Origin of the sequence: Microbacterium sp. NPDC058062 (assembly GCF_042885375.1) — a bacterium.
Lineage (GTDB): Bacteria > Actinomycetota > Actinomycetes > Actinomycetales > Microbacteriaceae > Microbacterium > Microbacterium trichothecenolyticum_C.
On the sequence record NZ_JBHVSC010000002.1, the window covers coordinates 204,015 to 230,261 of the forward strand.

Genomic DNA, 26,247 nt, shown 5'->3' on the forward strand with positions numbered 1-26,247 from the left:
CCCTTGCTCGCGACCCGATCGGATCGATGACTTGCGTGATGCAAGCGACCATAGCCCTGCTGCTTGCATCACGCAAGTGATAGATTCGACCCATGCTCGGCAAGACGTACGACACACAGGTGTGCTCGATCGCACGCTCCCTCGAGATGGTGGGGGAACGCTGGAGCCTGCTCATCATCCGCGACGCGCTGTTCGCGCGCGTGACGCGATTCGGCGACTTCCAGCACAACCTGGGCATCGCGACGAACGTCCTCACCTCGCGACTGGAGTCGTTCGTCGGGGCGGGCATCATGCAGCGCGACGGCGCCGCCGACTACGTGCTCACGCCGAAAGGCCGGGCACTGGCCGTCTCGCTCATCGCGCTCACGGAGTGGGGCGACGAGTGGGCGTCGCCGATCGATCCCCCGATCCTCTACCGCCACTCGGTGTGCGACAACTCGATCCACGCCACGGCGACGTGCGACCAGTGCGGAGCCGTGCCGGCGGACGAGGTCGCGATCCGCATCGGCCCCGGCATGCCCGCCGAGTACCTGGCCGCCCGACGCGGCGGCACGCGCGCCCGCTCATAGGCGCAGCATCCGTCTACGATCCGTCGCGGAGATCCGAGACGAGGGTCTCGCGCAGATCGATCTGGTCGAACACTGCGGTGCAAGCGTCGCCGAGCGGTGCCTGCGCCATGAAGCCGACCCGAACGGGCGCGGAGCCGCCGGCGAGCGAGAACAGCCGGACGAAGTCCCACCGGACGCCGTCCTGAGAGGCGTGGAAGGCCCAGGCATCCCCGCCCAGCGAGGCGATCCGCAGCCACACCGCCCGGTCCGCGACGACCGCAGAGTTCACGTCGTCCGACAGGCCGCGCGTGACCACACTGACGACCATTGCCTCGCCCTGTGGGGAGAACTCGAAGCAGAGCTTCGCCCAGTGGTCGCTGTCGCGCCAGATCGTCAGCGCACCGGCGTCGAATGTCGTGCGTTCACCGACCACCTCGACGCGCGCCTGCAGCGTGAACGGCGACGCCGGGGCGACGAAGGAGAGACTGGATGCCTCGTGCTGCGGCGGTGCGCCGGCCGCGTCGTTCGTCCAGTCGACGCCGGCGGCGCAGGTCAGCTCGAGGGCACGGGTCTGCTCGTCGTACCGCGCCTCGGATGGGCGGTGCGTCCACTCCAGCTCGGGCAGTCCTCCTACGGGCAGCGTGGACGTCATCGTTCCCCCTCAGTTCTCCGGCCGGAGCAGGTGCTCCGCAACCGACTACGACCGTATCGGTCTCGTCGAGTCGTCATTCGCGGGCGGCCGGTTTGTGGTGGTTTCACCGGGCCCCATAGGATGCCCACCGTGCCGGACATGCTCCGAGACTCGGCCCTGGGGGGACGCGATCTGCAGGCGGTGCTGCTCGAGAGCAAGACCAGGGTTCCACCCTGGCGAACGAATGCTGTCAGCAGACAACGCCAGATCGCCCGCGCCCGCGCCAGTGCTGCCCGAGTCGTCTCCATCGCCGCTCCCGCCGGGTACGGCAAGTCCACGATGCTCGCGGAGTGGGCCGCCACCGAGACGCGAAAGGTCGCCTGGGCTTCACTGGAGCGCACCGACGACGACCCCGCGACCCTGCTGCCGATCGTCGCGTCGGCGTGTTCGAGCTTCTCGTCGGTCGCGGCGGCCGTCGTCGACGAGATGCGCGGCATCGGCGCGACGGCGCTCGGTCGCTCCGCCCCGCTTCTGGCGGCAGCCGTCGCCTCGGCACCCGACGACTTCGTCCTGATCATCGATGACCTTCACCTCGTCGGCTCGACGGCATGCCAGGACGCGCTCGAAGTGATCCTCACGCGAGTGCCGGCCGGTTCGCAGGTCGTCCTCGCGGGCCGTCAGGCGCCTGCGCTTCTCGCGCGGCTGCGGACGCAGGGCGTCGTCTGGGAGATCTCGGCCGAGGATCTGTCTCTCGATGTCGATGATGCCCGCGTGCTCTTCGAGGAGGCCGGCGCGTCGGGCGTCGCTGCGACCGACCTCGCCGGGATCGTCGCGAAGTGCGAAGGCTGGCCCACCGGTCTGTACCTGTGCGCTCTCGTCGCGCGTGCCGGCGGGGACGCCACGACCGTGACCGGCGACGAACGCTACGTCGCGGACTACCTCTACCGCGAGTGCATCTCGCGGCTTCCCGAGACGACCCAGCGATTCCTGCGCCGCAGCGCCGTCCTCGAGCGGGTCTCGCCGGAGGCGTGCAACTCCGTGCTGCAGATCGACGACGCGCGGAGCCGGCTCAACGAACTCGAAGGGGCCAACCTGTTCCTCGTCCCGATGGACCGGAAACGCAGCTGGTTCCGCTTCCACGCGTTGTTCCGCGAGTACCTGCTCGCCGAACTGGAACGCGTCGAAGGCTCCGAGGCGGCCGCGGGCCTGCACCGGCGCGCAGCGACCTGGCACGAGGAGCAGGGTGCGCCCGCCTTCGCAGTCGAGCACCTCCTCCAGGCGAACGAATCGGAACGGGCGGCCGCGCTCGTCGCCGACCTCGGCCTCGCGATGTACGGACAGGGCCAGGTCATGACGACGCGGCGGTGGCTGGACGATCTGGGCGACGACGTGCTCACCGCGAATCCTGCGCTCGTGGTGTCGAGGGCGTGGACCGCCGTCCTGCTCGGCGAGGTGCGGGAAGGGGAGAAATGGGCGCGGCTGCTCGACGAGGTCGACGCGAGCGCCTTCCCCGACGAGGACCGTGTGCTGTTCGAATCCGCGCGGGCCATGGTGCGTGCGGCGATGTGCGTCCACGGGTTCCGGCAGGTCGTCGTCGATGCCGCCTACGCCATGGAGCACGAGCCGCTGACGAGCCCGTGGCGGGACCAGGCCCTGCACCTCTGGGGCTCCGCCCTCATCCTGTCAGGAGACGTCGGCGCCGCACGCGACGTCTTCGCGCAAGCCGTCGAGTTGGCGGCCGAGATGCAGAACCCCGACACCGTGATCTTGAGCGAGCCCGAGCTCGCACTGATCGCGATCGACGACGGCCATTGGGTCGCCGCTGCCGCCCACGCCCAGCGCGGTGTCGACGCGATCGATGCGAGCCATATGGAGGGGTACCCGACGACGGCCCTCGCTCTTGCCGTCGCCGCGCGAGTCGCGGTGCACAGCGGCGACCGTGAGCGCGGCGAGCGCCTCCTCGCCCGCGGCATGCGGGCTCGGATCGGGTGCACCCATCTGCTCCCTTGGCTGTCCCTGCGCGTGCGCCTCCAGCTGGCCAAGGCCCATGTCATGCTCGGCGACCGCTCTGCGGCATTCCATCTCCTCGCGGAATGCGACCGCCTGCTGAGCAAGCGGCCCGACGTCGGGAACATCGCCACGCAGATCGAGGAGTTCCGGGTCGGGCTCGCCGTCGAACCGCACGTCGAAGGAACGGTGCCGCTCTCGCCTGCCGAACTGCGCCTGCTGCCGTACCTGCAGACGCACTTGACGATCGCCGAGATCGGCCAGCGCCTCTACGTCTCACGCAACACCGTGAGCTCCCAGCTCAGCTCGGTCTACCGCAAGCTGGGGGTGACGACCCGAGGGGGCGCGGTAGAGCGCGCCGTCGCGATCGGCCTGCTGGGCGGATAGCCACAGGCCGCTGCCGGAGAGCCTCAGCGCTCGTCGTCCTGCAGGTCCTCGGCGTACCCGAGCGCGGAAGCGATGCGGGGGGCCGCCGCGACTGCGCGGGGCAGGCCGACGATCGTGACGAGCCCATCCATCACGGCGATGATCTCCTGGGGTGCGACGCCCGCCGAGAGCGCATCGTCGATGGCGGTCTGCAGCGACACATGAGGGGCCGACATCGCGATCAGCGCACCGATCCGGATGAGGTCTCGCGTGCGATGGTCGAGACATCGCGACCACAGTTCGCCGGAACCGTCGGCGAGCGATGGGTCGCCGATGCAGAACCGCCGGAGAAGCTCAGGTCCATCCAACGCCGGTCTCCCACCTTCGCGAACGAGCTGCAGAATGTTCCCCCAAGTCCACACTGCGGCGGTCGTCGACGCACCACATAGATAGCGTGATCCGGCACGACCTCAGGGCCGCGCTGTCGCCTCTTCCGCAGCATCCGCCTCACCGGACTCGGATGGCGGGACCACGTCTGAGGAGGGCGTCCGGGCGGGTTTGAGCTCGCTCACCACCATGCCGATCACGATGAGGGCAGCGCCCACCAGCGCGATCGGGGCCATGCGCTCGCCGGCCAGCCTGCCCACGACGCCCGCCCACACCGGCTCCCCCGCGTAGATGATCGTGGCGCGAGTGGGCGAGACCGACTTCTGCGCCCAGTTCATGGTCAGCTGGATGACGCAGCTCGCGACGCCGAGACCGACCGCGGGGATCAGCCATCCCCACGAGAACGCCGGCACGGCCTCTCCCACGACCGGCATCGTCAGCAGGGCGAGGAGCCCCGCGACCGCCAGCTGCACGATCGTGACCCGGCCGAGGTCGACCCGTCGTGCGAAGAGGCTGATCAGCACGACCTCGCCCGCGATCGCCAGCGTGCTGATGATCGTGAGGAGCTCGCCCGCGCCGAGACCGGTCCCGTGTGCGCCCGGCCCGGCCACCAGGAGGAGTCCGATGAAAGCCAGTCCGACCCCGATCAAGGTCATCTTCCCCGGGGCCTTGCGCCACACCAGCCACTGGAGAAGCGGAACGAGCGGCACGTAGAAGGCGGTGATGAAGGCGGACGTGCTGCTGTTGATCGTCTGCAGGCCGGCCGACTGAAGCCCGTACCCGAGATAGATCGTCGTCCCGATCGCGACGCCCGCCCAGACATCGATCGCCCGGATCCCGCGCAGCGCGGACCGGAAGACGACCGCCGCGGCGACGGCCGCGACGAGGAAGCGGAGCCCCACGAAGAACCAGGGGCCGCTGTGCTGCATGGCGATGTGGACGATGAGGAAGGTGGACCCCCACAGCGCCGTGATGCCGACGAGTGCCCACTCCTGTCTGCTGAGCGAGACCGACCACCGCCTGTGCAACATTCTGCACATGTTAGTGTGCAGAATTGTGCACACGCAAATCGAGCGAGAGTCGGCCGTCCTCCGCCACGTGGGTGAGAACGTCCGCGCCGCCCGCACCCGGGTGGCGATGAGCCAGGCGGCCCTCGCCGAAGCCTCGGGGCTCAGCCGGCGCACCGTCATCAACCTCGAGGCAGGGGAAGCCAACGTCAGCCTGTCGGCCGTCGATCGCCTCGCAGAAGCTCTCGGCACCACCTTCAGTCGACTGGTGGCCGAACCCTCTTCACCATCCACCCGCATCGACGAGGTCATGTGGCGCGGAGCCGGGCCCGGCAGCATCGCGGTCCTGTGCGGTGCGGCGCCGGCGACCATGGAGGCGCAGCTGTGGACCTGGGCGCTGGAACCCGGGGATCGGTACGACGCGGAGCCCGACCCCGCCGGCTGGCACGAGATGGTGCTGGTCACCGGCGGCCGTCTGATCATCCAGCGCGCCGACGGTGACATCGCCCTGGAAGCGGGCGGCCACGCCACCTACCCGACGGATGCCTCGTACAGCTACGTCAACGACGGGGACGGGGTCGCGGAGTTCGTGAGACTCGTCATCTCCTGACTCCGTTCCCGCGGCCGGAGGCCCGCCGGCCCGCGCCCACGAAAAAATCCCCGGCTGAGCCGAGGATTTGATCTGTAGCAGGAGCGGGGCTTGAACCCGCGACCTCACGATTATGAGTCGTGCGCTCTCACCAACTGAGCTACCCTGCCATACGCATCCAACGGTCACGAAATGGATGCTGCGAGCCCCGAGTCAGGATTGAACTGACGACCCCTTCCTTACCATGGAAGTGCTCTGCCACTGAGCTATCGGGGCGTGCTGCCTGCAAGCAGGCAACTAGAAGAGGATACCAGAGGCGTGGCACCCTTCCGAACCACTCAACCCACCGTGTGGGTCCCGTCGGTGTACTCCTGCAGCCACGGCCACGGGTCGATGGCGGTGGTGCCGTTCTTGAGGATCTCGAAGTGCGTGTGGGCGCCGTACGAGCGGCCCGTGTTGCCGGTGCGGCCGATGACCGTGCCGACGGTGACGTGCTGGCCGGGGGTGACCTGCAGCGAGCCGTACTGCATGTGCGCGTAGTGGCTCGAGACCAGCTGGCCGTCGACGATGTGGTCGATGGTGACGTGCACGCCGTAGGCGCCGCCGGCCTCGGACGCGATGCGGACGGTGCCGTCGGCGATCGCCTGCACCGGAGCTCCGTTGCCGGGCGTGAAGTCGATGCCCTCGTGCATGCGGCCGGAGCGCATGCCGAACCCGTACGACATCGTCACACCGACCGCGAAGGGCCACTGGATGTTCGAGTTCGGGTTGTTGTGGAAGAGGTTCGAGAAGTTCTTGATCCCCGCCTCCGACGCGAGCTGCGCCGTGGTGGTCGTCGCGTAGTTCTCGGTGCGCTGGAGGGTGTCGCTCTGCGCGTCGCCAGGAGCGACGTACGCCTGGATCTCGGCCTCGTCCATGAGCGGCACCGATTCGTCGCCTGCGGCGAGCACCGACAGCGAGGACTCCGTGCCGTTGACCGCGGCGACCGCTTCGGCCGGGGTCGTCATGCCGACGGCCATCAGCCCGACGATGCCGAAGACGCCCACCGAGAACGACGCGGTCGCGACGCGCTTGAAGGCCGAGCCACGACGGGTCTGCGCACGGCGCGGCGCCGCGTGCGGCGTCGCTTCGGCCTCGGGCTCCGCCTCGGCCGGGGCTTGCTGAACGGGCGTCTCGCCGGTGAAGGCGAACAGGCGGGATGCGGCTTCGAACTCGTCGACTCCGGATGCTGCGGGAGCGGGGATCGGGCCGGTCAGCGGCTCGATGCGCTCGGTGCGGGGGCGCTCGCTGCGTCCGCGCGGCGCCTGCGGCTCGGCGGTCTGCGAGGCACCGGAGGAGGCGACCGGCTCCGGCTGGGCCGTGGTCGCCGTGTGCGACGGCGCGGCAGCCCGGGGCGCGGCCGTCGATCGGGGCTCGGCCTGCGTCGGGGCAGGTGCCGGAGACTCAGCGGGGGCCGCGGTCGGCTGCGGTGCGGCCGCTTCGACCTCGGGCGCCGTCGTGGCCACCGTCTCAGCGGCTTCGGCCGCGAGGAGCCTCGCGAAGGAGTCGGCCATCCACGTGGACGCACCCTCGGCCGGCGTCGCACTCTGGGCGGGCGCCGGAACAGCGGTGGAGGAGGCCGGCGACTCCGCGATCGCGACGGGCTCCAGGAGCTCGAACGGCTCGGCGGGGGCCAGGACGGTATCGAGCAGCGGTGCCGGCTCTTCGCGGGTCGGCAGTCCGGCCTCGAACGCCGCGGTCGGACGCTCGGGCTCGGCGGGAGCGACAGGGGCGATCGGCGGCACGACGGTCACGGGCTGCGGGGCGGTCTGGGAGCGACGCGAGCGTCGGCTCACCTGCTCGGCGACGGGTGCGGCGGCAGCAGCAGCAGACGAACGGGCACGTGCGCGGGGCGCAACCGGCTCGATGACGCGGCCGGACGCCGCGGGAAGCTCGACAGAGGACGGCGCCGGGGCGACGGGCTCGACCGGCGTCGCCGACGGAGCCGGAGCCACAGGGACGGAAGCGACCGGAGTCGCCGGAGCCGCGACCTCAGGGGTCGACGCGACGTACGACGTCGCCTCGGGCTTCACCGCGGGGGTGGCGGCAGCATCCGTTCGCTTCGACTCGACCGGACGACCCCATACGACCGCGGGACGCTCGGGAGCGGTGCTCGCCACCTGCCGCCGTACGGTCGCACGGCCTGCCCCGGGTGCCTCCGGCGTCGCCTGAGCAGGCGCTGCGGAGGGTCGGCTGGAGCGGCGCGTGGGCGCAGATCCGGCCTGGGGGGCGTCGAAAGGCAAAGCGGAAGTAGGCTCTCAGGTCGTGCCGCGAGGGGGGTGTTCGCGACAAGGCGGTCTTCGGGCAAAAGGACCCCTCCGCCGTTCGGGTGGCGAAGGTAACGATCGGGTAAACCCTACCCCGGGTGTCCTGGGAATGCCATGTGCGGCTCGGATTTCATGACGCGCGTTTGGTGAGGATTCGATGAGAACCGCGTCTTCACGCGAGTCCCGCGGCCTCCGCCAGGCGGTCGAAGATCGCCGGAGTCGCGGCGACGATGAGGGGGGCGCGCGGACCGCCGTCGGGCTCCGCCCGGCCGAATCTGCCACCCGCCTCCGTGACGAGCAGCGACCCCGCAGCGAGGTCCCACGGGGCGAGCCCGCGTTCGAAGTAGCCGTCCAGGCGCCCGGCGGCCACGAACGCCAGATCGCTGGCGGCCGACCCTCCGCGACGCAGGTCGCGCGCGGGCACGGCGGGCATGACGCGGCCGATGAGCTCGATGTCTCCGGGCCGGGTCGCGGGGTCGTAGCCGAACCCGGTCGCGAGGAGGGCGCCCGCTCCCCCGACCTCCGGGTTGACGGCGAGCCGGTTCACACCCAGCCACGCTCCCTCGCCGCGGGCGGCGTGGAACATCTCGCCGAGCACCGGGGTGTAGACGACGCCGGCCAGGGCCTCCCACTCGCCGGGCGTGGGCTCGCCCTGGACGGCGGCGATGCTCACGGCGTACGACGGGATGCCGTAGGCGTAGTTCACGGTGCCGTCGATCGGGTCGACGACCCACGTGACGCCGCTCGCGCCGCGGTCGCCGCCGGTCTCCTCGCCGAGGAACCCGTCGTCGGGGCGGGCAGCCGACAGCCGTGCACGGATCAGCGCCTCCACCTCGCGGTCGGCCTCCGTCACGATGTCGGCGAGGGCCGTCTTGGTCGCCGCGATCGCGACGCCCGCTTCGCGCCGCGTCCGGGCCAGCTCCCCGGCTTCGCGGGCGATGTCGATGGCAAGGGATTCGAGGTCGTGCTCGAGGCTCATGCCTCCACGGTAACGAAGCGGCGCGCTGTTCGAGCAGACGCCTGGGTAGCGTGGAGCCTATGGTCGCTGCCGCCCGTTCCTCCCGCTACGACGTCGCCATCGTCGGCGGCGGTCACAACGCCCTCGTCGCCGCCGCCTACCTGGCCCGAGCCGGACGCTCGGTCGTCGTCCTCGAGCGGCTCGACCACGTCGGCGGCGCCGCGGTGTCGGAGCGGCCGTGGGAGGGCGTCGACGCACGGCTCTCGCGCTACTCCTATCTCGTCAGCCTGCTGCCGCAGGGCATCATCGACGACCTGGGCCTCGACATCCGCCTGCTGCGCCGCCGCTACTCCTCGTACACGCCCGATCCGGCGGCTCCGCCGCGGGGCATCCTGATCGATACGGCGGATGCCGCGGCCACCGCCGACTCGTTCGCGCGCGTCACCGGGAGCACCGGCGAAGCGACCCGCTTCGGCGACTTCTCCGACCGGATCGAGCCCGTCGCGCGGCTCCTCTTCCCCTCGATGACGCAGCCGCTCCGTCGCGAAGGAGAGGTGCGGGCCGAGCTCGGCGACGACCGGCTCTGGTCCGACCTCTTCGAGCGGCCCCTGGGCGACGTGATCCGGTCGTCGTTCGACACCGACATCGCCCGCGGCATCGCGCTCACCGACGGTCTCATCGGCACCTTCGCCTCCGCCGACGACGAGAGCCTGCGTCAGAACCGCTGCTTCCTCTACCACGTGATCGGCGGCGGCACCGGGCACTGGGACGTGCCCGTCGGCGGCATGGGCCGTGTGACGGCCGAACTGTCGCGCGCCGCGACCGAGGCCGGTGCCGAGCTGCGTACCGAGACCGAGGTGACCGCCGTGACGCCGGACGGCGAGATCACGCTCGCCGGCGGTGGCGTCGTGCACGCGCAGCTGGTGCTGAGCGGCGTCGGACCGGCGGTTCTCTCGCGACTGCTCGCCGCCGGCGGCGCGGACGCCCCTCTCGCCGACGCGCCGGCGCCCGAGGGCGCGCAGCTGAAGGTCAACATGCTGCTGAAGCGGCTCCCCCGTCTGCGCGACGACAGCGTCGCTCCCGAGGCGGCGTTCGCCGGCACCTTCCACGTCAACGAGACCATGACCCAGCTCGACGACGCGTACCGGGCGGCGGTGGGCGGCAGCATCCCTGATCCCCTGCCGGCCGAGATCTACTGCCACTCCCTCACCGACCCGACCATCCTCGGTCCCGAGCTGCGCGCGTCGGGCGCGCACACCCTGACGCTCTTCGGCCTCCAGGTGCCGCACCGCCTCGTGGACGGACGGGATACGGATGCTGCGCGCGCGGCGCTCCTCGACGCGGCCCAGCGCTCGCTCGACGCGGTGCTGGCAGAGCCCATCGCCGACTGCCTCTACGAGGCTCCCGACGGCACGCTGTGCGTCGAGGCGCGGACCACCGCCGACCTGGAGCACTCGCTCGGCATGGTGGGCGGCGACATCTTCCACGGGCCGCTCTCGTGGCCGTGGGCGGGAGACGACGAGCCGCTCGACACGCCTGCCGCGCGCTGGGGCGTGGCGACGCAGCATCCGACCGTGCTGATGTGCGGGTCAGGAGCGCGCCGTGGCGGCGCCGTCAGCGGCCTCGGCGGCCACAACGCCGCCATGGCCGCGCTCGAGCTGCTCCCCCGCTGATCCTGCGACGCCGAGGTCGAGTTCAGCGCGTCGCACCTGGCTTCGACAGGTCAACCGCGGTTCCACAGGACGGAATCGGCGCGAAACCCCCGGCAGAACCCCGGTTGACCTGTGGAAGGAGAAGGAGGCGGATGCTGTGACCCGCAGCGGGTCCGTCGCTCAGGGGCGGGGCGGCAGCGGCGGGGGCGGCGGGTAGCCCTCGTACCCCGGCGCCGTCGCGGGCTGCTGCGGCGCGACCGGCTCGGCGGCTGCGGGAGCCTGCGGGGCGGGCAGCTGCGCGGAGGGAGCCGGCTCGATCCGCGTGAAGACGTGCGCGCCCGGCGACGGGTAGCCCGTGTAGTACGCGTTCCAGTCCGGCGAGCCGTCAGGCAGCATCGGCAACGGCGTGGCGCCGTCGACGTACGTCGGCCACGGAAGGAGCTCGTGCGAAGCCGGGCCGCCGACCGGCGCGGCGATGGCGGCGGGGCCGACCGGGGCCGCGAGGACCGGGTACGCGACGTGGGCGCGCGGCTGCTTCGGCGCGAGCAGCACGTTCACGAGCGGCAGGAGCGCCGTGCCGACCGCCGCAAGGATCGCCACGGCGACCACGATGCGCCAGTAGAGGTCGGCCAGGATGAGCCACTCGCCGAACGCCAGCGGAATGATCAGCAGGGCCGCGAGGCCGACCACGAGGGCGATCGTGATGATCGCCACGGTGCGGGTGAACGCCGTGTCGTGACGCTGGAGCGCCTTCATGTAGAGGCGCACGTGCAGCAGGACGAGCTGCAGGATCAGGACGATCAGCAGGAACTGGACGAACTTCGAGAACCCGATCCAGAAGTACCGCTCCGGCATCCAGATCATGATGGCGCCGAGCAGGAGCGCGATGATCCACGAGGCCATGCTCGCGAGTGCGAACCAGGCCGGACGCCGCGGTGCGAGGTGGGCGTCGAGGATGGCCACCCCGGCGAACGCGACGAGCAGCAGGATCGTCAGGAACGCGCGTCCGATGAGGCCGTTCTGCCCACCGATGAGCACCCAGACGACGCAGACCAGCGCCGCGGCGATGAGGGCGCCGATCGCGACCCAGATCGCGATCCGCAGCAGCGGCGAGGGCGAGGCATCCGTCCGCCCGTCCTGCGCTCTCGGAGCGGGCGTCGCATACGGGTCGGGCGCGGTCATGGCGATCCTCTCGTGACGCGGGCGGAGTGCCTGCACCGCCCATCCTGACATGCCGCCCGGCGGCGCGTGCGGGCGATCGCGGGCGGGGTCGCGAACCCGGATCCGAACGGATGCCTCAGCCCACGGCGCGTCCGAGATCCTCGACGAGCTCAGCGCCGGGGAGCGCGAGCAGTGCGCTGCCGGGAAGGAACAGCTTGCTGCCGCGCACACCCCCGCCGATCACGACCTCCGGCGCGGCGGCGACGGCGGCGTCGACGAGGATCGGCCAGTCGCCGGGGAGGCCGATCGGGGTGATGCCGCCGTACTCCATGCCGGTGAGCGCGACGGCTTCGTCCATCGGTGCGAACGAGGCGCTGCGCACGTCGAGGCGCCGGCGCACCACGCCGTTGACGTCGGCGCGCGTCGTCGCGAGCACCATGCACGCGGCGAACCGCACGTCGCCGCCGCGCTTGCCCTTCACGACGACGCAGTTGGCCGACGCTTCCGGCGCGACGCCGTACCGCTCGCAGAACGCGGCCGTGTCGGCGAGCGCGGCGTCGATCTCGGCGACACCCACCGTCGCCGCGACGGCGGGATCGAGGTGCGCGAGGCCGCTCACGACGGCGGGGCTGACGAGCTCGGGATGCCGCGTCGCGGCCTCCGCGGTGAGGGTGCCGGTGGCGGTCCAGATCATCGCCTCAGGCTAGCCGCCCGGAACGACGAAGCGCCCCGCGGTGCGGGGCGCTTCGTGTGGTGGTGGCGAGTGAGGGATTCGAACCCCCGAAGTCGATGACAGCTGAGTTACAATCAGATCCCTTTGGCCGCTTGGGTAACTCGCCAGGTGCGCACCCGTCCGACTTTTCCAGACGACCGGAGGCGCAATCCACCATATTACGCGTAGATGCCCGAGGTCTGAAATCGGCCCGGTCTAGGTGCCGATGTGGTCGAGGTCGAGGCTCTCGAGCGCGCTCGGCGTTCGCAGCAGCGCCCCCTCGAAACGGCATGTCGCGGCCGCCGCGTCCATCGCCGAGACCAGCACCGTGTCCCAGTCGTCGGCACTCTCCGGCGTCCCCGTCACGAGTGCGGCGACGGTCGCGGCGAAGGCGGCGTCGCCCGCGCCCATCGTGTCGACGATGCGGCCGGGCAGGTTCGAGATCGGCCGCGTCACCACGACGTCGCCGGCCTCGATCGTGGCGCCGGCTGCGCCCTCTGTGGCCAGCACCGCGCGGCCACCGAGATCGATCAGGCGGGCGCGCAGGGCGTCGAGCCGCTCGTCGTACAGCAGCGCGGCGTCGTCCTCGCCGACCTTCACGAGGGCGGCCCCGGCCGCGAGGGACTCGAAGCCGCGCACGAACTCGTCCTTGTCGTGCATCATGCCGGTGCGGGGGTTGGGATCGACAGCGACGGATGCCTCGGCCCCGGCGATCGCGTCGGCCAGCTCCGCGGCCTGCTCGGCGTCGTCGAAGGCGAAGCAACTCACGACGACGAGGTCGGCGTCCGCGAAGGCCTGGCGCTCGGCGTCGCCGAAGCGGATCCGCCGGCGCTGCGACGCCTCGTTGAACTCGTACACGGGCTCGCCGGCGCCGGAGCGCGTGCTCACGGCGCGTGCGGTGCCCAGGAGCGACGGCGTCGCCAGGAGCTCGACGCCGAAGTCCGCCAGGTAGCGCCTGACGCGCGAGGCCGGCTCGTCGTCGCCCAGCATCGCGACGAGGGTCGCCGGAACGCCGAGCCGCGCGAGGCCGACCGCGACGTTCAGCGCGGCTCCCCCGACGAACTCCCGCACGCCGTGGTCGTCTCGCAGCTCGTCGATGAGCGCGTCGCCCACCACCACGACCGTCATCGCCGCGCTCCTGCCGTCTCGAGCACCCGGCCGACGAACGCTTCGGTGCGCCGGCGCGTGCCGTCGATCTTCAGGTCCACGCTCGCCCGCACCTCGTTGGGCGCGAGCGGCGGCGCGAGGCGCACGTTCTCGTGGCACGACAGGTCGGCGCAGATGTAGGTGCCCACGCTGTCGCCGTGCACACCGGCCTCGCCGGCCTTGCGCGCCGTGTACATGGTGACCTGGTCGGCGGGCTGCATCGTGTGGCACAGGTTGCACAGCGCCGCGCGCGCGTGGGAGGACCCCTCGGCGCCGCGCAGCACGATCGCGGCGGGTTCGCCGTCGATCTCGGCGACCAGGTAGCCCCGACCGCGGGTGCGCGGGTCGCGCCACGCCAGGAAGTCGAGGTGATCCCAGTCGGTGAGCACGAAGTCGTGAGGCAGGGTGACGAGACGCAGCTCGTCGGCGGAGGCGTTCACGAACGCGGAACGCAGCTCATCTTCGGTCAGTGGGCGCATGGCACCTCCTCGCCCGCCCAGTCTACGAAGGACGACGGATGCCGCCACCCCGCGTGTTCGCGCACGCGGAGGCGGCAGCATCCGCCCTCGCTGTCGTCAGGCCGTCGCAGCCGGGGTCGCGGCGTCGTCGACCGCGTCGGGCGTGGGCTGCTCGGCGGCGCCCGATCGGTCGCGGATCAGGAAGCCGAACCCGAAGGCGATGAAGAACATCAGCACGCCGTACACGGCTGCCGGCAGCGACAGCTCGACCGAGCCGAGGACGGTCTGCGCGATGACGATCGCGAGCGTGGCGTTGTGGATGCCGATCTCGAACGACGACGCGATCGACTGGCGCTTGCCGACCTTCACCAGGCGCGGCGCGAAGTAGCCGATCGTGAGGCTGATGAGGCAGAACACGATCGTGATGAGCGAGAGGCGGCCGAAGTTCTCGAGCAGCAGCGCCCAGTTCTGCGCGACGGCGCCGGCGATCACGACGACGAGGATGATGACCGATGCGATGCGCACCGGCTTGTCCATCGCCTTCGCGAAGCGCGGCCAGAAGCGGCGCACGATCATGCCGAGCGCCACCGGCAGCAGCACGATCGCGAAGACCTCGATCGTCTTCGCCCACTGCAGTCCCAGCTGGTCGTCGAACGGGTTGAAGTAGAGGATCGCGAGGTTGGTGATGAGCGGGAGCGTGAACACGGCGATCACCGAGTTCACGGCCGTGAGCGAGATGTTCAGGGCCACGTCGCCCCGGAACAGGTGGCTGTAGAGGTTGGCGGTGGTGCCGCCCGGTGACGCCGCGAGCATCATCATGCCGACCGCGAGGATCGGCGGCAGCTGGAACGCGAGCACCAGCCCGAAGCAGATCAGGGGCAGCAGCACGAGCTGGCACACCAGGGCGACGATCACCGCCTTCGGCTGCTTGAGGACGCGGGCGAAGTCGCCGAGGGTGAGGCTCAGGCCGAGCCCGAACATGATGATTCCGAGGGCCACGGGCAGGCCGATGGTGGTCAACGCTGACATGGGACTCAGTGTGTCAAACGATGCGACTGCGTGTCACGGTTGTCCACAGCCCGCGCCGGTGTCGTCAGGCGGACTCGACCTGCTCCGCGGGAGTGGTCTCGTCGGCCGAGGCCACGCCGCGCGACACCTCATCCGCCGTCGCCGCGTCAGGCTCGGGTGCGGGCACCTGGACACCCGCGAGCCGCCAGACTGCGAATGCGGGCCCGTCGGCCGACAGCAGCACCGCCCCGTCGTCGGCCACCGCGAGGGTCGCGTCGCCGACGAGCGACTCGGCCGCAGCGGCGCCCGGGAGGGCGCCCGCCGGGATCTCGGCATCCGCGTCGCCCTTCGCCGCCACGACGAGCAGCGTCTCGTCCGCGGCCTCCCGCACGAACACGACGGACTCGTCGTCGACGTGCACCCAGCGCAGGCCGCCGGTCGACAGGACAGGGTGCGCGTGCCGCAGCGCGACGAGCTCGCGGTAGAGCGCGAGCCGTTCGGCCACCTCGGGCTCGCCCTCGGTGCCCCACGGGATCGGCGTGCGGCTCGCCTCGCCGTCGACCCCGACGAGGCCGAACTCGTCGCCCGCGAAGATCACAGGGAGACCGGGGAGGGTCATCATGAGGCCTGCCGCGACCGGCACCGTCCCGGGAGCCGCGTTGGTGGCGAAGCGCCCGGTGTCGTGCGTGTCGAGCGGCTGCATGTTGCCGAGCCGCACGCGCCACGGGATGCCGGCGGTGAAGCGCACCACGGCGTCGACGAACTGCCGGGCGGTGTACCGCGGGATGCCGCCGATCGGCTGCGTGAAGAACCACGGTTCGGTCGCCTCGCGGCCGTCGTATGTGAGGTACGGCGCGTGGGTCGGCTCGGAGAGCCATCCCCACACCGGCCGCGTGAACGACGGGTAGGTCATGGCGCCGTGCCAGCCGTCGCCCTGCAGGTCGCTCGCGGCGTCGTTGGTCGACTCCCCGAGCAGGATCGTGTCGGGGTTGATCTCGATCATCGTGCGCCGCAGCAGCTGGCGCACCTCGGCGTTGAGATCGACCGACCCGAGGCGCCCGGTCATGTTGGCGACGTCGATGCGCCAGCCGTCGGCCGAGTACGGCGGCTTCAGCCACTTCGCGACGACGGAGTCGGGGCCCTCGATGAACCGGTCGCGGAGTTCCTGCGACGCCCAGTTGAACTTGGGCAGCGTCGGCACGCCGAGCCATGACGCGTACTCGGTGTTCGCGGCATCCGTGAAGTAGTAGAACTCCTCCTCCGGGGCGCCGGGGTGGCCGAGCGCGGCCTGGAACCACTCGTGCCGATCACCCGAGTGGTTGCTCGTGAGATCGCCGATGACACGGATGCCGCGGGCATGCGCCGCCTCGATCAGCCGGACGTACGCCTCATCGCCGCCGAGCAGCGGGTCGACGCGGTCGAAGCTCGACGCGTCATACCGGTGATTGGACGCCGCCGGGAAGATCGGCGTGAGGTAGAGCAGGTTGACGCCCAGGGACACCAGGTGGTCGAGCTTGTCGATGACCCCCTCGAGGTCGCCGCCGTAGAACTGCTGCGAGCGCGCCGGCACGACAGGGTCGACGGGGTCGCCCCAGGTCGCCGGGATCGCCCAGTCCGGCGTCGGATGCGTGTCGGCCTGCGCCGACCGCGCGAAGCGGTCGGGGAACACCTGGTACATCACGGAGTCGGTGAGCCACGCGGGCGGCGCCGGGTACGCGACGAGCGCGAAGTCCTCGGCGTCGAGCGTCTCGATGGCGTGCAGCCCGGTCTGGTTCAGCCACTCGACGCGCCCGTCCTCGTGCACGAGCACCCAGCGGTACCCGTGACGCGGGTTGCGCACGGTGACCGGGGCCTCCCACCACTCCCAGCCGTCGGCGGAGCCGAGGGACGCAGCATCCGTCCATTCCGGCTCGTGATCGGGGTTCGAGCGCGTGCGCACCGCCGCGAGAGGGCCGTAGCCCGCCGGCACGCGCAGCCGCACGGTGACCACGTCGCCGAGCTGCGGCGCGAGGTCGGACACGTACAGGGGCGAGCCGTCGTGGTGAGGGAGGAGGGTCGTCATGGCTCGGCCTTTCGTCAGGCGGGCGGTGGCGGTGCTCGCCTCGATCATCGCAGAGCGGATGCTGCGACAGCACGCAGCCGGCGCAGCATCCGCTCTCGGATCAGCTGTGTGCGATCAGCCCTTCGTGGCGCCGGCGGTGAGGCCGCCGACGATGTACTTCTGCAGCAGCAGGAAGACGATGACGACCGGGATCGCGGCCATCACGGCACCGGCCGCGAACGCCGACCAGTCCGCGTAGCGCGGGTTGGAGACGAGCTTCGTCAGTCCCACGATGAGCGTCTGCTTGTCGGGATCGATGAGCAGCACGCTCGCGATCATGTACTCGTTGATGAGGCCGATGAACGACAGCAGGCCGACGACGGCGAGGATCGGCGCGACCAGGCGCAGGATGATCGTGAAGAAGATGCGCGCGTGGCCCGCACCGTCGATCTTCGCCGCCTCGTCGAGTTCCCGCGGGATCGTGTTGAAGAACCCATACATGAGATACGTGTTCACGCCCAGCGCGCCGCCGAGATAGATGAGGATCAGACCGCTCAGCGTGTTGAGACCGATCGCGGGGAACCAGTCGCTGATCGCGCTGAACATGAGGAAGATCGCGACCACGGCGAGCATCTGCGGGAACATCTGCACCACGACGATCGTGATGAGCCCGACACGGCGCCCGCTGAAGCGCATGCGCGAGAACGCGTAGGCGGCGAGCGCGCCGATGAACACCATCGAGAAGCCGGTGACGAGCGCCACGATCATCGTGTTCACGAACCACTGGCCGTACGGCACCTGCGGGTTCGTGAGGATGCGGACGTAGGCGTCGAGGCTGATCGACGAGAACAGCTGGTTGCTTCCCGTCAGCGTTCCGTTGCCGTTCAGCGACGACGACAGCACGTACACGAGCGGGAAGATCGCGAAGATCGAGCCGATGATCGCGACGACGTGGCGCCAGCCGGTGTCGCGGAACCACTTGCCGAAGGGGCGACGGCGAGCGGGCTTCACAGCCTTCGGCGACGGCGCCATGCCGCCGACAGAGGTCTCGAACTGCTCGGCGGTGCCGCCGGCGAAGACGGCGAGGGACGCGTTCTGGGCGACGGTCTTGTCGGGGTGAGCGAGACGGTCCTGGGACTCAGACATGTCAGTTCAGCTCCTCGAGGGCCTTGGTCTTGCGGAAACTGATGATCGCGATGACGGCCACGACGATGAAGATGAGGATCGTGAACGCCGAGGCGAGCCCGTAGTCGCGGTTCTGCCCGGTGAAGGCGACCTTGTAGACCATCGAGATCAGCAGGTCGGTATGGCCCACGGGTATCGTCGCGTCTTCGAATCTCGGCCCGCCGCCGGTGAGCATGTAGATGAGGTTGAAGTTGTTGAAGTTGAACGCGAACGACGCGATGAGGATCGGCGCGACCGTCACCAGCAGCAGCGGGAGCTTGATGCGGCGGAAGATCTGCCAGGGGCTGGCACCGTCCATGACCCCCGCCTCGTTGACCTCTTCGGGGATGCCCTGCAGCGCTCCCATGCACACGAGGAACATGTACGGGAAGCCCAGCCAGAGGTTGACCAGGAGCACCGAGACCTTCGCCATCACCGGATCGGTGAGCCACGGGATCTCGGCGCCGCCCAGCAGCACCTGGTTGATGAAGCCGAAGCTCTTGTTCATCATGCCCGCCCACACCAGCGCTCCGAGGAACGCCGGGAACGCGTACGGCAGGATCAGCATGATCCGGTACCCGTTCTTGAAGCGCATGCGCTTGTTCTGGAACAGCATGGCCAGCAGCAGCCCGAGGAAGAACGTCGAGGCGACCGAGACGATGGCGAACACGAACGTCCACAGGGTGACCGAGATGAGCGGCCCGCGGATGGACGCGTCGGTGATCGCCCGCACGAAGTTGTCGAAGCCGACGAAGACCTGCCAGCCGGGCATCAGCTGTTCGCCCGACTCGGAGGTGAACGCGCCCTCCCCCGTGTCGGAGTACACCGTGCCGGTGGCGGTGTCGGTCATCGTGTCGGCATCGGCGTCGTAGACGAGCGTCGACGTGTAGAGGTAGCCCTTCTGGCCGTCCTGCGTACGGATCGCGCCGTCGTTGGGATCGGTGCTGAAGGGAACGGCGAGCTGCTCAACGTCGTTGCTGCGCGCAAGCACATCGGCGAAGGTGAGGGTCGTCCAGCCGTCCACGGCGACGGCCTTGCCGCCCTCCATCGTGGCGTCGACCGGTTCGAGCGGCTTCTGGTTGGTGCCGAGGGATGCCTCGCCGTCGGTCGGATCGGTGACCAGCAGGCCGAGCTCGCCGACACGCTCGACGACGGTGACGTCGTAGGTCGGCGAATCCTCGACGCGGACCAGCGAGGACCGCATGAGCGAGGCGACCGCCTGGTCCTTCGAGCCGTTGTGACCGGTGCCGTAGTTCGTGAAGCCGATGTAGCCGGTGTAGACCAGCGTGAAGATCTGGAAGACGACGAGCAGGATGATGCCCGGCGTCAGGTACTTGGCGGGAATGGTGCGGCGCGAGAAGTAGATCCAGTTGACGAGGATCGTCACGGCCGTGACGAGGGTCAGCACCAGCCACTCGTTGTGGAGGAACAGCACGAAGACGGCGTAGAGCGCGAGGGCGTCGACGATGGCGAGCAGCGCGATCTTCAGCGCCACCCAGCGGAGCTTGCCGCCGGCGGCATCGGCGATCCGCGCGGCGCTGCGCTGACGCGGCGTCGGCGTCGGCGTCTTCTCGGCCGTGTCGGCCTGAACAGTGTCGGTCATCGATCGTCCTCAAGATCGGGACCGGGACGGATGCCGCGGCATCCGTCCCGGTCGCCTGTCGCGGTCTTGCGACCGCAGGGTGTTACTTGATGGCGGCGCTCACGTCGTCGACGAGCTTCTGCCACGTCGTCGTCGGGTCGGCACCGTTGATGATGGCGGCCTCGGCGATGCCCCAGTACTGCCAGACCGAACCCATGGCCGGGATCGCGGGCATCGGCACCGCGTCGGCGCCGACGGCCTGGAAGCCGGCGATGATCGGGTCGGACGCAGCCGTGTCGGCAGCGGCGGTGAGGGCGGGCAGGATGTTGCCGGCCTTGAACAGCTCGAGCTGGACGTCCTCGGTGCCGATGTAGTTGACGAGGAAGTCGTTCGCGGCGACCTTGTTGTCGGACTCCGAGCTCACGAAGAAGCCCTTCACACCGGCGAACGGCTGGGCCGGGGCGTCGGTCGGGCTCGGGATCGGGTCGATCGCGACGTTGATGCCGGCGTCGGTGGCCGTGCCGACGTTCCACGGGCCGGTGAGCCAGAAGGCCGACTCGCCCTCGAGGAACTTGGTCTTGGCGATGTCACCGTCGATGTCGGTGTTGAAGTTGCCCGCGGCACCCTGGGCGCCGAGCCAGCTGGCGAACTGGAAGCCGCCCTCGCTGCCCATCTGCAGGTCGGTCGGGTCGTAGTTGCCCTCGGCGTCGGTGCCGAACACCGGAGCGCCGAACGCCGTCTGGAACGGGTACAGGTGGTACGGGTTGCCCTCGACGCCCTGCTCGACCACGAAGGGCGTGGTGAGGCCGGCGGCCTGGCCCTTGGCGATCATGTCGTCGAAGCTCGTGGCCGGCTCGGGGATGATGTCGGCGTTGCGGAGGATCGCGATGTTCTCGACCGCGTACGGGAGCATGTAGGTGGTGCCGTCGTAGTTCGAGGCCTGGAGCGCGACCGGGAGGTAGTCGCCGGCGGTGTCGCCGAGCTCGATCGGCGCCACGACGCCGTTGGTCGAGAGCTCGCCCAGCCAGTCGTGCGCGCCCATGACCACGTCGGGGCCCTTGCCCGTCGGCGCCTGCTGGATGAAGTCGTCCTTGATCTTGCCGACGTCCTTGCCGACGAGGTCGACCTTGACACCGGTCTTCTCGCTGTACGCGTCGGCGGCGCCCTTCAGCGCGTCGACGCGCTCGGAGTCGACCCAGACGGTCAGCGTCGACGTGGCGTCGCCCTCATCGGTCGAACCGGTGTCGTCACCGCTGCCCGCGCAACCCGCGAGGATGATCGACGCGACGGCGAGACCGCCGAGCGCGAGCCAGCTCTTCTTGTTCACCTTCATCGGTGCAGTGCCTCTCTGGAGTGCTGAGTGAGTCCGGCCGCACTGTCGGTCGCGACGGTGCGGGTTCGACTCTCGCCTGCGGAAATGCAAGCGCTTACATTTGTAACTCAGCAGACGCCATATGGCAACATCGGGATCGGATCGATATCTCGCCGTGACTTTCAGCGCCTGCATGGAATCGCTTGCACATGTGGCGCCGGCTGGAACCGCTTGCAGCAGCATCCGTTCTCCCGCGCCGCACGGCGGCCGCCGATAGACTGCCCGCCATGGCAGATTCTTCGTTCGACATCGTCAGCAAGGTCGACCACCAGGAGGCGGAGAACGCCCTCAACCAGGCCCGCAAAGAGATCGAGCAGCGCTACGACTTCAAGGGCACCGGGGCCTCCGTCGAGTGGAGCGGCGAGTCCGTGCTCATCAAGGCCAGCACCGAGGATCGCGCGAAGGCCGTCCTCGACGTCTTCCAGTCGAAGCTCATCAAGCGAGGCATCTCGCTGAAGAGCCTCGAGTCGGGCGAGCCCTTCGCCAGCGGCAAGGAGTACCGCATCGTCTCGACGATCAAGGACGGCATCTCGTCCGAGAACGCGAAGAAGATCTCGAAGATCATCCGCGACGAGGGCCCCAAGGGCGTCAAGTCGCAGATCCAGGGCGACGAGCTGCGCGTGCAGTCAAAGTCCCGCGACGACCTGCAGGAGGTCCAGCGCCTGCTCAAGGCCGCCGACCTCGAGGTCGACCTCCAGTTCGTCAACTACCGCTGACGCAAGTCCCTGACCAGGCCGGGGCTCCGTTTCAGACGGCCACGGCGGCGAGCCGCCGAACGGCCTCGGTGATCGTGTCGGGCGCGCAGGCGAGGTTCATGCGCGCGTACCCCGCGCCCTGCCGGCCGAACCGCGGTCCGCTCGACAGCGCCACCCGGGCGTGCTGCTCGGCGATGACGGCGGGGTCGTCTCCCCAGCCGAGGGCCGACATGTCCAGCCACGCCAGGTAACTCGCCGAGGGACGACGAAGCCGTACCGCGGGCAGATGCGCATCGAGTTCGGCTTGCAGGAGGTCGGCGTTGCCCTGCACCGCGGCGATCGTGCCGTCGAGCCACTCGCGGCTGCGGGCGAACCCTTCCCGTGTGGCGATCAGCCCGAACTGCCCCGCCCGGAAGGTGACCTCCTCCGGCAGCGACCGGATGAGGTCGGTCATACGGTCCGACGCGGACACGAACAGCGCGGTCTTGAGCCCGGCGAGGTTGAAGGCCTTGCTCCCCGACTCGGCGGCGATGCCGTGGGCCCGCGCCTCCTCCGAGACGGTGAGGTACGGCGTGAACTCCACCCCGTGGTGGGTGAGCGGTGCGTGGATCTCGTCCGAGACGACGAATCCGTCGTGGCGGGCGACGATCCGGGAGAGCTCTTCGAGGGTCGCCCGGTCGTGGACCAGCCCGACCGGGTTGTGCGGGCTGCACAGCAGCACGCCCTTCGCCCCCGCAGCCAGCGCACGATCGATCCCCTCGAGGTCCAGAGCGTACGAGGATCCGTCGTCGCTCAGCGGCACCTCGACGACAGCTCCGCCAGCCTCGGGGACGAGGTCGTAGAACGGCGGATAGATCGGGGGCGTGATCACGACGCCGTCGCCGGGTTCGATCAGCCGGCGCAGCGACTCCACGATCACGACGCTCACGTCGGTGGTGATGCCCATCCGCTCGATGTCCGGCTCCCATCCCCACGCGGCCGCGGCGTAGTCGCGGAACGCCTGTCGGGCGCCGGGATCCAGGGGATTCACGTAGCCGGTGTCGCCCAGGTCGATCGCCTCGTGCAGCGCCTTCCTGATCGCCGGCGCCAGCGGGAAGTCCATCTCGGCGACGAACATCGGCAGCACGTCGTCGGAGTAGACGCCCCACTTCTCGCTCGTGCGTCGACGGAGAGTCGTCATGGCGTCGGCCGACGTGGGGGTGACGGGCATGGTCGTTGCTCCTCAATCGCGATGGAAACTGACCCTACACTCGGGCCATGCGCTTCCTCCGGGCCGTGTTGTCGGCCGTCGTCGCGACGCTGCCGGTGCTGGTCGTCCTCCTCATCCCCTCGCTCGTCCGCAGCGACATCGACGGGGGCTCAGCCGCCGGTGTCGGCACCGCGGTCCTCAACGCCGCGTTCATCGCCGCGGTCATCCTGATCCCGCGGGTGAACGGGTGGCTCGACCCCGAGGTGCCGGACTGGACGTCGTCGACCGCGATGGCCGCGGCCGGCCGGGTGTGGCGCAGCCGCATCTGGCTTGCGCTCCTCGCCGTGCTGGCGCTGCTGGCCATCCTGGCCGCGGGCCAGACCGCGGCGTACCTGATGAGCCAGAACTCGCCGGCCGTCACCGATGGAACGCTCGATTACAGCCGCTTCCTCGCACAGGAGCTCGTCGTGTACCTGCTCGGCTACGTGCTCTCGCTGACGACCTACGTGCTCCTGGTGCGCGTGCTCGCCCGCCGCGCGGAGTGACCGACCGGCGCCGGGAACGATAAAGGCCCCGGGTGCTGGGGACACCCGGGGCCTGTCGTCGTCTGCTCTCGCACAACCAACCCCCCGGTTAGCGGCGCGTGACGACGGATGGGAAGGATTCTTGGGGAGGGCCTTCCCTGAGATGCTGGGGACATCTCCCCTACAGCTTAACCCGGCTGTCTACAAGAGCGCTGTCCCCTCTTCGGGGGACATTTTCGTCCGGTACGACGTACGCGCGAGCCCAGCGGTCGAGAGCATCGTACGCGATCGCGCGAGGAGCGGGACGCGAGAGGAAGACGTCGTGGATCGCACCCTCGACGCGGGCGATCGTGACGAGCCCGCCGATGCGGGTCGCGGCGCGGGCGATGTCGTCGACCACGAGCACGGAGTCCGTCGACGTCATCGACTCCTTCCACGACAGCGGCGTCGTCGAGCCGACCGACAGCAGCACCATCGCCGGGCAGGCGACGTCGACGCCGGCTGCGATGCGGCGATGTCCCTCCATCACGGCCGACAGCCACCCCGGCGCCGTCGGGAATCCCCGGTCGGGCCGCCAGACGGCGCGGTGCTCGTCGTGCGGCAGCGTGCCGATCTCGTCCTGCGCGCGGGTGTAGAACCCGAAGTCGACCGCGGGCTGCGTCCCGCGCGGGTCGAGCCTCGCCCGCATGTCCACCAGGGGTGCCAGCGCCTGACGACCGAGAGTGCCCAGCTGGAGCTCGAGCCACGGGCTGTTGAGCACGACCGCGTGCGCGCGGCCGGGATGCCGAGCAGCCCACAGCGTGAGTGTCAGGCCGCCGGTCGAGTGCCCCATCAGGACGAGCTTGCGGCCTCGGCCGTGCCTGTCCGGTTCGGTCGGCGATGCTTGTCCGGCTGCGCCCGCGGCGTGTCCCATCGCGTGCAGCGCGGCCGCGATGTCGACGTCGTAGTCCTCGAGCGAGTCGACGTACCCGGGCGTCTGCCCGTCCCGGAGGCTCCGCCCGTAGCGGCGCAGGTCGAGCGCGTAGAAGCGCGCACCGCGTGCCGTCCAGAAACGGGCGAGGTCGCGCTGGAAGAAGTAGTCCGACCAGCCGTGCACGTAGAGCACGTCGACGTCGCGCAGCGGGGCGAACAGCGTCAGGAACGGATTCGGGATGCTGCGCACCAGCGTCGCGACCAGCGGCCCATGCGCGCCGTCCACGCCGAGCGGCAGCGTCAGCTGCTCGAACGGCTTCCCGAGGATGTCGGGAACCCACGTGAGGGATGGCCCGGCCATGCCCCTCAGCCTAGAGGCGAGCGGTCACTCGGCCCGGGAGATCGCCACCATCTCGTCGCGGGGCACGACCTTGATGCGCGCCCGCTCGTGGGGTGCGCCGAGCGCCATCTCGTGCTCGTCGAGGCGGTGCCAGCCGTCGAGGTCGGTCCAGGCCACGCCGCGCTCGGCGAGGAGCGCCGGGATGGCCGCCTCCGACGGGTCGGCGGGCTGCCACCACGTGCCCTGGTCGTTGATGAGGTGACGGACCGTCTCCATCGCATCGGACTTGGTGTGCCCGATGAGGCCCACGGGGCCGCGCTTGATCCAGCCGGTCGCGTACACGCCGTTGACGCGCTGGTTCGAGTCCTTGCTCAGCACCTGGCCCTCGCGGTTCGGGATGACGCCGTGGCGCTTGTCGAAGGGCACGCCGGGCAGCGGCGATCCGAAGTACCCGACGGCGCGGTACAGCGCCTGGATCGACACCTCGCGCAGCTCGCCGGTGCCGACGACGCCGCCTTCCCCGTCGGGACGGGTGCGCTCGTAGACGAGGGCGGACACGCGGCCCTCGGCATCCGTCTTCACTTCGATCGGCTTGGCGTAGAAGTGCAGGTGCAGTCGCCGCGACGCCGTGCCGCCGGCGTTGTTGACCGAGTCGCGCTTGCGCCACGACTGCAGCACACGGTCGATGACCATGACCTGCTTGTTGCTCGCGATGGCGGCGCGGGCCGCGTCGTCGTAGTCGAAGTCCTCGTCGTAGACGACCATGTCGACGTCACGCAGCTCGCCGAGCTCGCGGAGCTCGAGCGGCGTGAACTTCACGTTCGCCGGACCGCGCCGGCCGAAAACGTGCACATCGGTGACGTTCGAGGCGACGAGGCCCTGGTGCACGTTGTCGGGGATCTCGGTCGGCAGCAGGTCCTCGGCGTGCTTGGCGAGCATGCGCGCGACGTCGAGCGCGACGTTGCCGTTGCCGAGCACCGCGACGGATGCCGCATCCAGGGGCCACTCGCGCGGCACATCCGGGTGCCCGTCGAACCAGCTCACGAAGTCGGCGGCGCCGTAGGATGCGGTCGCGTCGATGCCCGGGATGTCGAGGTCGGTGTCGCGGATGGCGCCGGTGGCGAAGATGACGGCGTTGTAGTGGTGCTTGAGGTCGTCGAGGGTGATGTCCTCGCCGAAGCGGACGTTGCCGAAGATGCGGATGTCGCCGCGGTCGAGCACCTCGCGCAGGGCCGTGATGATGCCCTTGATGCGGGGGTGGTCGGGGGCGACGCCGTAGCGGACCAGCCCGTACGGCGCGGGCAGCTGCTCGAACAGGTCGATCGACACGTCGAACTTGCGCTCGGCCTTCAGCAGGATGTCGGCGGCGTAGATGCCCGCCGGTCCTGCGCCGACGATCGCCAGTCGGAGCTTGGTCATGGTGGTCCTTTCGGGGAGCGCGCCCCGCGCGGGGCTGGTCCCTGAGCTTGTCGAAGGGCTCGGAGCCCCAGCC

General features: G+C 70.1%; 23 protein-coding genes and 3 tRNA genes. 6 read left to right on the forward strand and 20 right to left on the reverse strand.

Features of this window, described 5'->3' with window-relative positions; all coding sequences use genetic code 11:
- Positions 1-92 precede the first annotated feature (92 nt).
- Entirely contained in the window at positions 93-569 is a 477-nt protein-coding gene (locus ACFVSU_RS05645) for a winged helix-turn-helix transcriptional regulator (RefSeq protein ID WP_387139280.1), read from the forward strand.
- Positions 570-582: 13 nt separating this feature from the next.
- On the opposite strand, the gene ACFVSU_RS05650 is transcribed toward ACFVSU_RS05645, so the two are convergent.
- A complete protein-coding gene (locus tag ACFVSU_RS05650; RefSeq protein ID WP_387139283.1) occupies positions 583-1,200 on the reverse strand; it encodes a DUF1349 domain-containing protein in 618 nt (205 codons plus the stop codon).
- Positions 1,201-1,338: 138 nt separating this feature from the next.
- On the opposite strand from ACFVSU_RS05650, the gene ACFVSU_RS05655 reads away from it, so the two are divergent.
- A complete protein-coding gene (locus ACFVSU_RS05655) occupies positions 1,339-3,573 on the forward strand; it encodes a LuxR C-terminal-related transcriptional regulator (RefSeq protein WP_387141252.1) in 2,235 nt (744 codons plus the stop codon).
- Positions 3,574-3,596: 23 nt separating this feature from the next.
- On the opposite strand, the gene ACFVSU_RS05660 is transcribed toward ACFVSU_RS05655, so the two are convergent.
- Both ACFVSU_RS05660 and ACFVSU_RS05665 read right to left on the reverse strand, forming a co-directional pair.
- Complete coding sequence (locus ACFVSU_RS05660; protein WP_387139286.1) at positions 3,597-3,974, reverse strand: carboxymuconolactone decarboxylase family protein; 378 nt, start codon at positions 3,972-3,974, stop codon at positions 3,597-3,599.
- A 48-nt stretch (positions 3,975-4,022) separates the two neighbouring features.
- Positions 4,023-4,970: a DMT family transporter gene (locus ACFVSU_RS05665; RefSeq protein ID WP_387139290.1), complete on the reverse strand. Its 948-nt coding sequence runs from the start codon at positions 4,968-4,970 to the stop codon at positions 4,023-4,025.
- Positions 4,971-4,995: 25 nt separating this feature from the next.
- Between ACFVSU_RS05665 and ACFVSU_RS05670 the strand changes: the two genes are divergently transcribed.
- Entirely contained in the window at positions 4,996-5,556 is a 561-nt protein-coding gene (locus ACFVSU_RS05670) for a helix-turn-helix domain-containing protein (RefSeq protein ID WP_387139293.1), read from the forward strand.
- A 75-nt stretch (positions 5,557-5,631) separates the two neighbouring features.
- Here ACFVSU_RS05670 and ACFVSU_RS05675 read toward each other — a convergent pair.
- From ACFVSU_RS05675 to ACFVSU_RS05690, 4 genes are all read right to left on the reverse strand, one after another.
- Positions 5,632-5,705, reverse strand: a tRNA-Met gene (locus tag ACFVSU_RS05675).
- 34 nt (positions 5,706-5,739) lie between these two features.
- Positions 5,740-5,811 (reverse strand) — tRNA-Thr (locus ACFVSU_RS05680).
- A 62-nt stretch (positions 5,812-5,873) separates the two neighbouring features.
- A complete protein-coding gene (locus ACFVSU_RS05685) occupies positions 5,874-7,694 on the reverse strand; it encodes a peptidoglycan DD-metalloendopeptidase family protein (RefSeq protein ID WP_387139296.1) in 1,821 nt (606 codons plus the stop codon).
- Positions 7,695-8,013: 319 nt separating this feature from the next.
- Positions 8,014-8,820, reverse strand: a complete 807-nt coding sequence (locus ACFVSU_RS05690) for an inositol monophosphatase family protein (protein WP_387139299.1) — start codon at positions 8,818-8,820, stop codon at positions 8,014-8,016.
- 59 nt (positions 8,821-8,879) lie between these two features.
- On the opposite strand from ACFVSU_RS05690, the gene ACFVSU_RS05695 reads away from it, so the two are divergent.
- Positions 8,880-10,472 (forward strand): phytoene desaturase family protein, encoded by a 1,593-nt coding sequence (locus ACFVSU_RS05695; protein ID WP_387139302.1) that lies wholly within the window; start codon positions 8,880-8,882, stop codon positions 10,470-10,472.
- Positions 10,473-10,631: 159 nt separating this feature from the next.
- On the opposite strand, the gene ACFVSU_RS05700 is transcribed toward ACFVSU_RS05695, so the two are convergent.
- The 10 genes from ACFVSU_RS05700 to ACFVSU_RS05745 form a co-directional block, all read right to left on the reverse strand.
- Positions 10,632-11,633 (reverse strand): hypothetical protein, encoded by a 1,002-nt coding sequence (locus tag ACFVSU_RS05700; RefSeq protein ID WP_387139305.1) that lies wholly within the window; start codon positions 11,631-11,633, stop codon positions 10,632-10,634.
- A gap of 115 nt (positions 11,634-11,748) precedes the next feature.
- The gene (locus ACFVSU_RS05705; RefSeq protein ID WP_387139308.1) at positions 11,749-12,306 is read right to left on the reverse strand and encodes a YbaK/EbsC family protein; all 558 of its coding nucleotides are present in this window, start codon (positions 12,304-12,306) and stop codon (positions 11,749-11,751) included.
- 60 nt (positions 12,307-12,366) lie between these two features.
- Positions 12,367-12,451, reverse strand: a tRNA-Tyr gene (locus tag ACFVSU_RS05710).
- A gap of 89 nt (positions 12,452-12,540) precedes the next feature.
- On the reverse strand, positions 12,541-13,452 hold the full coding sequence (locus tag ACFVSU_RS05715) for a PfkB family carbohydrate kinase (protein WP_387139311.1): 912 nt from the start codon (positions 13,450-13,452) through the stop codon (positions 12,541-12,543).
- A complete protein-coding gene (locus ACFVSU_RS05720; protein ID WP_387139314.1) occupies positions 13,449-13,949 on the reverse strand; it encodes an FBP domain-containing protein in 501 nt (166 codons plus the stop codon). The genes ACFVSU_RS05715 and ACFVSU_RS05720 overlap by 4 nt, the downstream gene beginning before the upstream one ends.
- Before the next feature lie 96 nt (positions 13,950-14,045).
- A complete protein-coding gene (locus ACFVSU_RS05725) occupies positions 14,046-14,957 on the reverse strand; it encodes a bile acid:sodium symporter family protein (RefSeq protein ID WP_387139317.1) in 912 nt (303 codons plus the stop codon).
- 64 nt (positions 14,958-15,021) lie between these two features.
- A complete protein-coding gene (locus ACFVSU_RS05730; protein ID WP_387139319.1) occupies positions 15,022-16,998 on the reverse strand; it encodes a glycoside hydrolase family 13 protein in 1,977 nt (658 codons plus the stop codon).
- A 114-nt stretch (positions 16,999-17,112) separates the two neighbouring features.
- Entirely contained in the window at positions 17,113-18,009 is an 897-nt protein-coding gene (locus ACFVSU_RS05735; protein WP_387141255.1) for a sugar ABC transporter permease, read from the reverse strand.
- A 115-nt stretch (positions 18,010-18,124) separates the two neighbouring features.
- On the reverse strand, positions 18,125-19,744 hold the full coding sequence (locus ACFVSU_RS05740; protein ID WP_387139322.1) for an ABC transporter permease subunit: 1,620 nt from the start codon (positions 19,742-19,744) through the stop codon (positions 18,125-18,127).
- An 82-nt stretch (positions 19,745-19,826) separates the two neighbouring features.
- Positions 19,827-21,056 carry an extracellular solute-binding protein gene (locus ACFVSU_RS05745; protein ID WP_387139325.1) on the reverse strand — a complete coding sequence of 410 codons (1,230 nt, stop codon included), beginning with the start codon at positions 21,054-21,056 and terminating at the stop codon, positions 19,827-19,829.
- 266 nt (positions 21,057-21,322) lie between these two features.
- Here ACFVSU_RS05745 and ACFVSU_RS05750 point away from each other — a divergent pair, with 266 nt between their 5' ends.
- Positions 21,323-21,811, forward strand: a complete 489-nt coding sequence (locus tag ACFVSU_RS05750) for a YajQ family cyclic di-GMP-binding protein (RefSeq protein WP_310285226.1) — start codon at positions 21,323-21,325, stop codon at positions 21,809-21,811.
- A gap of 31 nt (positions 21,812-21,842) precedes the next feature.
- On the opposite strand, the gene ACFVSU_RS05755 is transcribed toward ACFVSU_RS05750, so the two are convergent.
- The gene (locus tag ACFVSU_RS05755) at positions 21,843-23,000 is read right to left on the reverse strand and encodes a MalY/PatB family protein (RefSeq protein ID WP_387139329.1); all 1,158 of its coding nucleotides are present in this window, start codon (positions 22,998-23,000) and stop codon (positions 21,843-21,845) included.
- Positions 23,001-23,047: 47 nt separating this feature from the next.
- Here ACFVSU_RS05755 and ACFVSU_RS05760 point away from each other — a divergent pair, with 47 nt between their 5' ends.
- Positions 23,048-23,524 (forward strand): hypothetical protein, encoded by a 477-nt coding sequence (locus ACFVSU_RS05760; protein ID WP_387139332.1) that lies wholly within the window; start codon positions 23,048-23,050, stop codon positions 23,522-23,524.
- Positions 23,525-23,684: 160 nt separating this feature from the next.
- On the opposite strand, the gene ACFVSU_RS05765 is transcribed toward ACFVSU_RS05760, so the two are convergent.
- Both ACFVSU_RS05765 and ACFVSU_RS05770 read right to left on the reverse strand, forming a co-directional pair.
- Entirely contained in the window at positions 23,685-24,776 is a 1,092-nt protein-coding gene (locus ACFVSU_RS05765; protein WP_387139335.1) for an alpha/beta hydrolase, read from the reverse strand.
- Between the two features lie 24 nt (positions 24,777-24,800).
- Entirely contained in the window at positions 24,801-26,174 is a 1,374-nt protein-coding gene (locus tag ACFVSU_RS05770) for an FAD-dependent oxidoreductase (protein ID WP_387139338.1), read from the reverse strand.
- Between the last annotated feature and the right edge of the window lie 73 nt (positions 26,175-26,247).

Excerpts from the sequence above, each read along its gene's own strand:
- ACFVSU_RS05690 (WP_387139299.1), bottom strand. The coding sequence starts at position 8,820 with ATGAGCCTCGAGCACGACCTCGAATCCCTTGCCATCGACATCGCCCGC.
- ACFVSU_RS05725 (WP_387139317.1), bottom strand. The coding sequence starts at position 14,957 with ATGTCAGCGTTGACCACCATCGGCCTGCCCGTGGCCCTCGGAATCATC.
- ACFVSU_RS05655 (WP_387141252.1), top strand. The coding sequence starts at position 1,339 with ATGCTCCGAGACTCGGCCCTGGGGGGACGCGATCTGCAGGCGGTGCTG.
- ACFVSU_RS05765 (WP_387139335.1), bottom strand. The coding sequence starts at position 24,776 with ATGGCCGGGCCATCCCTCACGTGGGTTCCCGACATCCTCGGGAAGCCG.
- ACFVSU_RS05750 (WP_310285226.1), top strand. The coding sequence starts at position 21,323 with ATGGCAGATTCTTCGTTCGACATCGTCAGCAAGGTCGACCACCAGGAG.
- ACFVSU_RS05735 (WP_387141255.1), bottom strand. The coding sequence starts at position 18,009 with ATGGCGCCGTCGCCGAAGGCTGTGAAGCCCGCTCGCCGTCGCCCCTTC.
- ACFVSU_RS05665 (WP_387139290.1), bottom strand. The coding sequence starts at position 4,970 with ATGTTGCACAGGCGGTGGTCGGTCTCGCTCAGCAGACAGGAGTGGGCA.
- ACFVSU_RS05720 (WP_387139314.1), bottom strand. The coding sequence starts at position 13,949 with ATGCGCCCACTGACCGAAGATGAGCTGCGTTCCGCGTTCGTGAACGCC.
- ACFVSU_RS05745 (WP_387139325.1), bottom strand. The coding sequence starts at position 21,056 with ATGAAGGTGAACAAGAAGAGCTGGCTCGCGCTCGGCGGTCTCGCCGTC.
- ACFVSU_RS05705 (WP_387139308.1), bottom strand. The coding sequence starts at position 12,306 with ATGATCTGGACCGCCACCGGCACCCTCACCGCGGAGGCCGCGACGCGG.
- ACFVSU_RS05715 (WP_387139311.1), bottom strand. The coding sequence starts at position 13,452 with ATGACGGTCGTGGTGGTGGGCGACGCGCTCATCGACGAGCTGCGAGAC.
- ACFVSU_RS05755 (WP_387139329.1), bottom strand. The coding sequence starts at position 23,000 with ATGCCCGTCACCCCCACGTCGGCCGACGCCATGACGACTCTCCGTCGA.
- ACFVSU_RS05645 (WP_387139280.1), top strand. The coding sequence starts at position 93 with ATGCTCGGCAAGACGTACGACACACAGGTGTGCTCGATCGCACGCTCC.
- ACFVSU_RS05695 (WP_387139302.1), top strand. The coding sequence starts at position 8,880 with ATGGTCGCTGCCGCCCGTTCCTCCCGCTACGACGTCGCCATCGTCGGC.
- ACFVSU_RS05770 (WP_387139338.1), bottom strand. The coding sequence starts at position 26,174 with ATGACCAAGCTCCGACTGGCGATCGTCGGCGCAGGACCGGCGGGCATC.
- ACFVSU_RS05700 (WP_387139305.1), bottom strand. The coding sequence starts at position 11,633 with ATGACCGCGCCCGACCCGTATGCGACGCCCGCTCCGAGAGCGCAGGAC.
- ACFVSU_RS05740 (WP_387139322.1), bottom strand. The coding sequence starts at position 19,744 with ATGACCGACACTGTTCAGGCCGACACGGCCGAGAAGACGCCGACGCCG.
- ACFVSU_RS05760 (WP_387139332.1), top strand. The coding sequence starts at position 23,048 with ATGCGCTTCCTCCGGGCCGTGTTGTCGGCCGTCGTCGCGACGCTGCCG.
- ACFVSU_RS05730 (WP_387139319.1), bottom strand. The coding sequence starts at position 16,998 with ATGACGACCCTCCTCCCTCACCACGACGGCTCGCCCCTGTACGTGTCC.
- ACFVSU_RS05650 (WP_387139283.1), bottom strand. The coding sequence starts at position 1,200 with ATGACGTCCACGCTGCCCGTAGGAGGACTGCCCGAGCTGGAGTGGACG.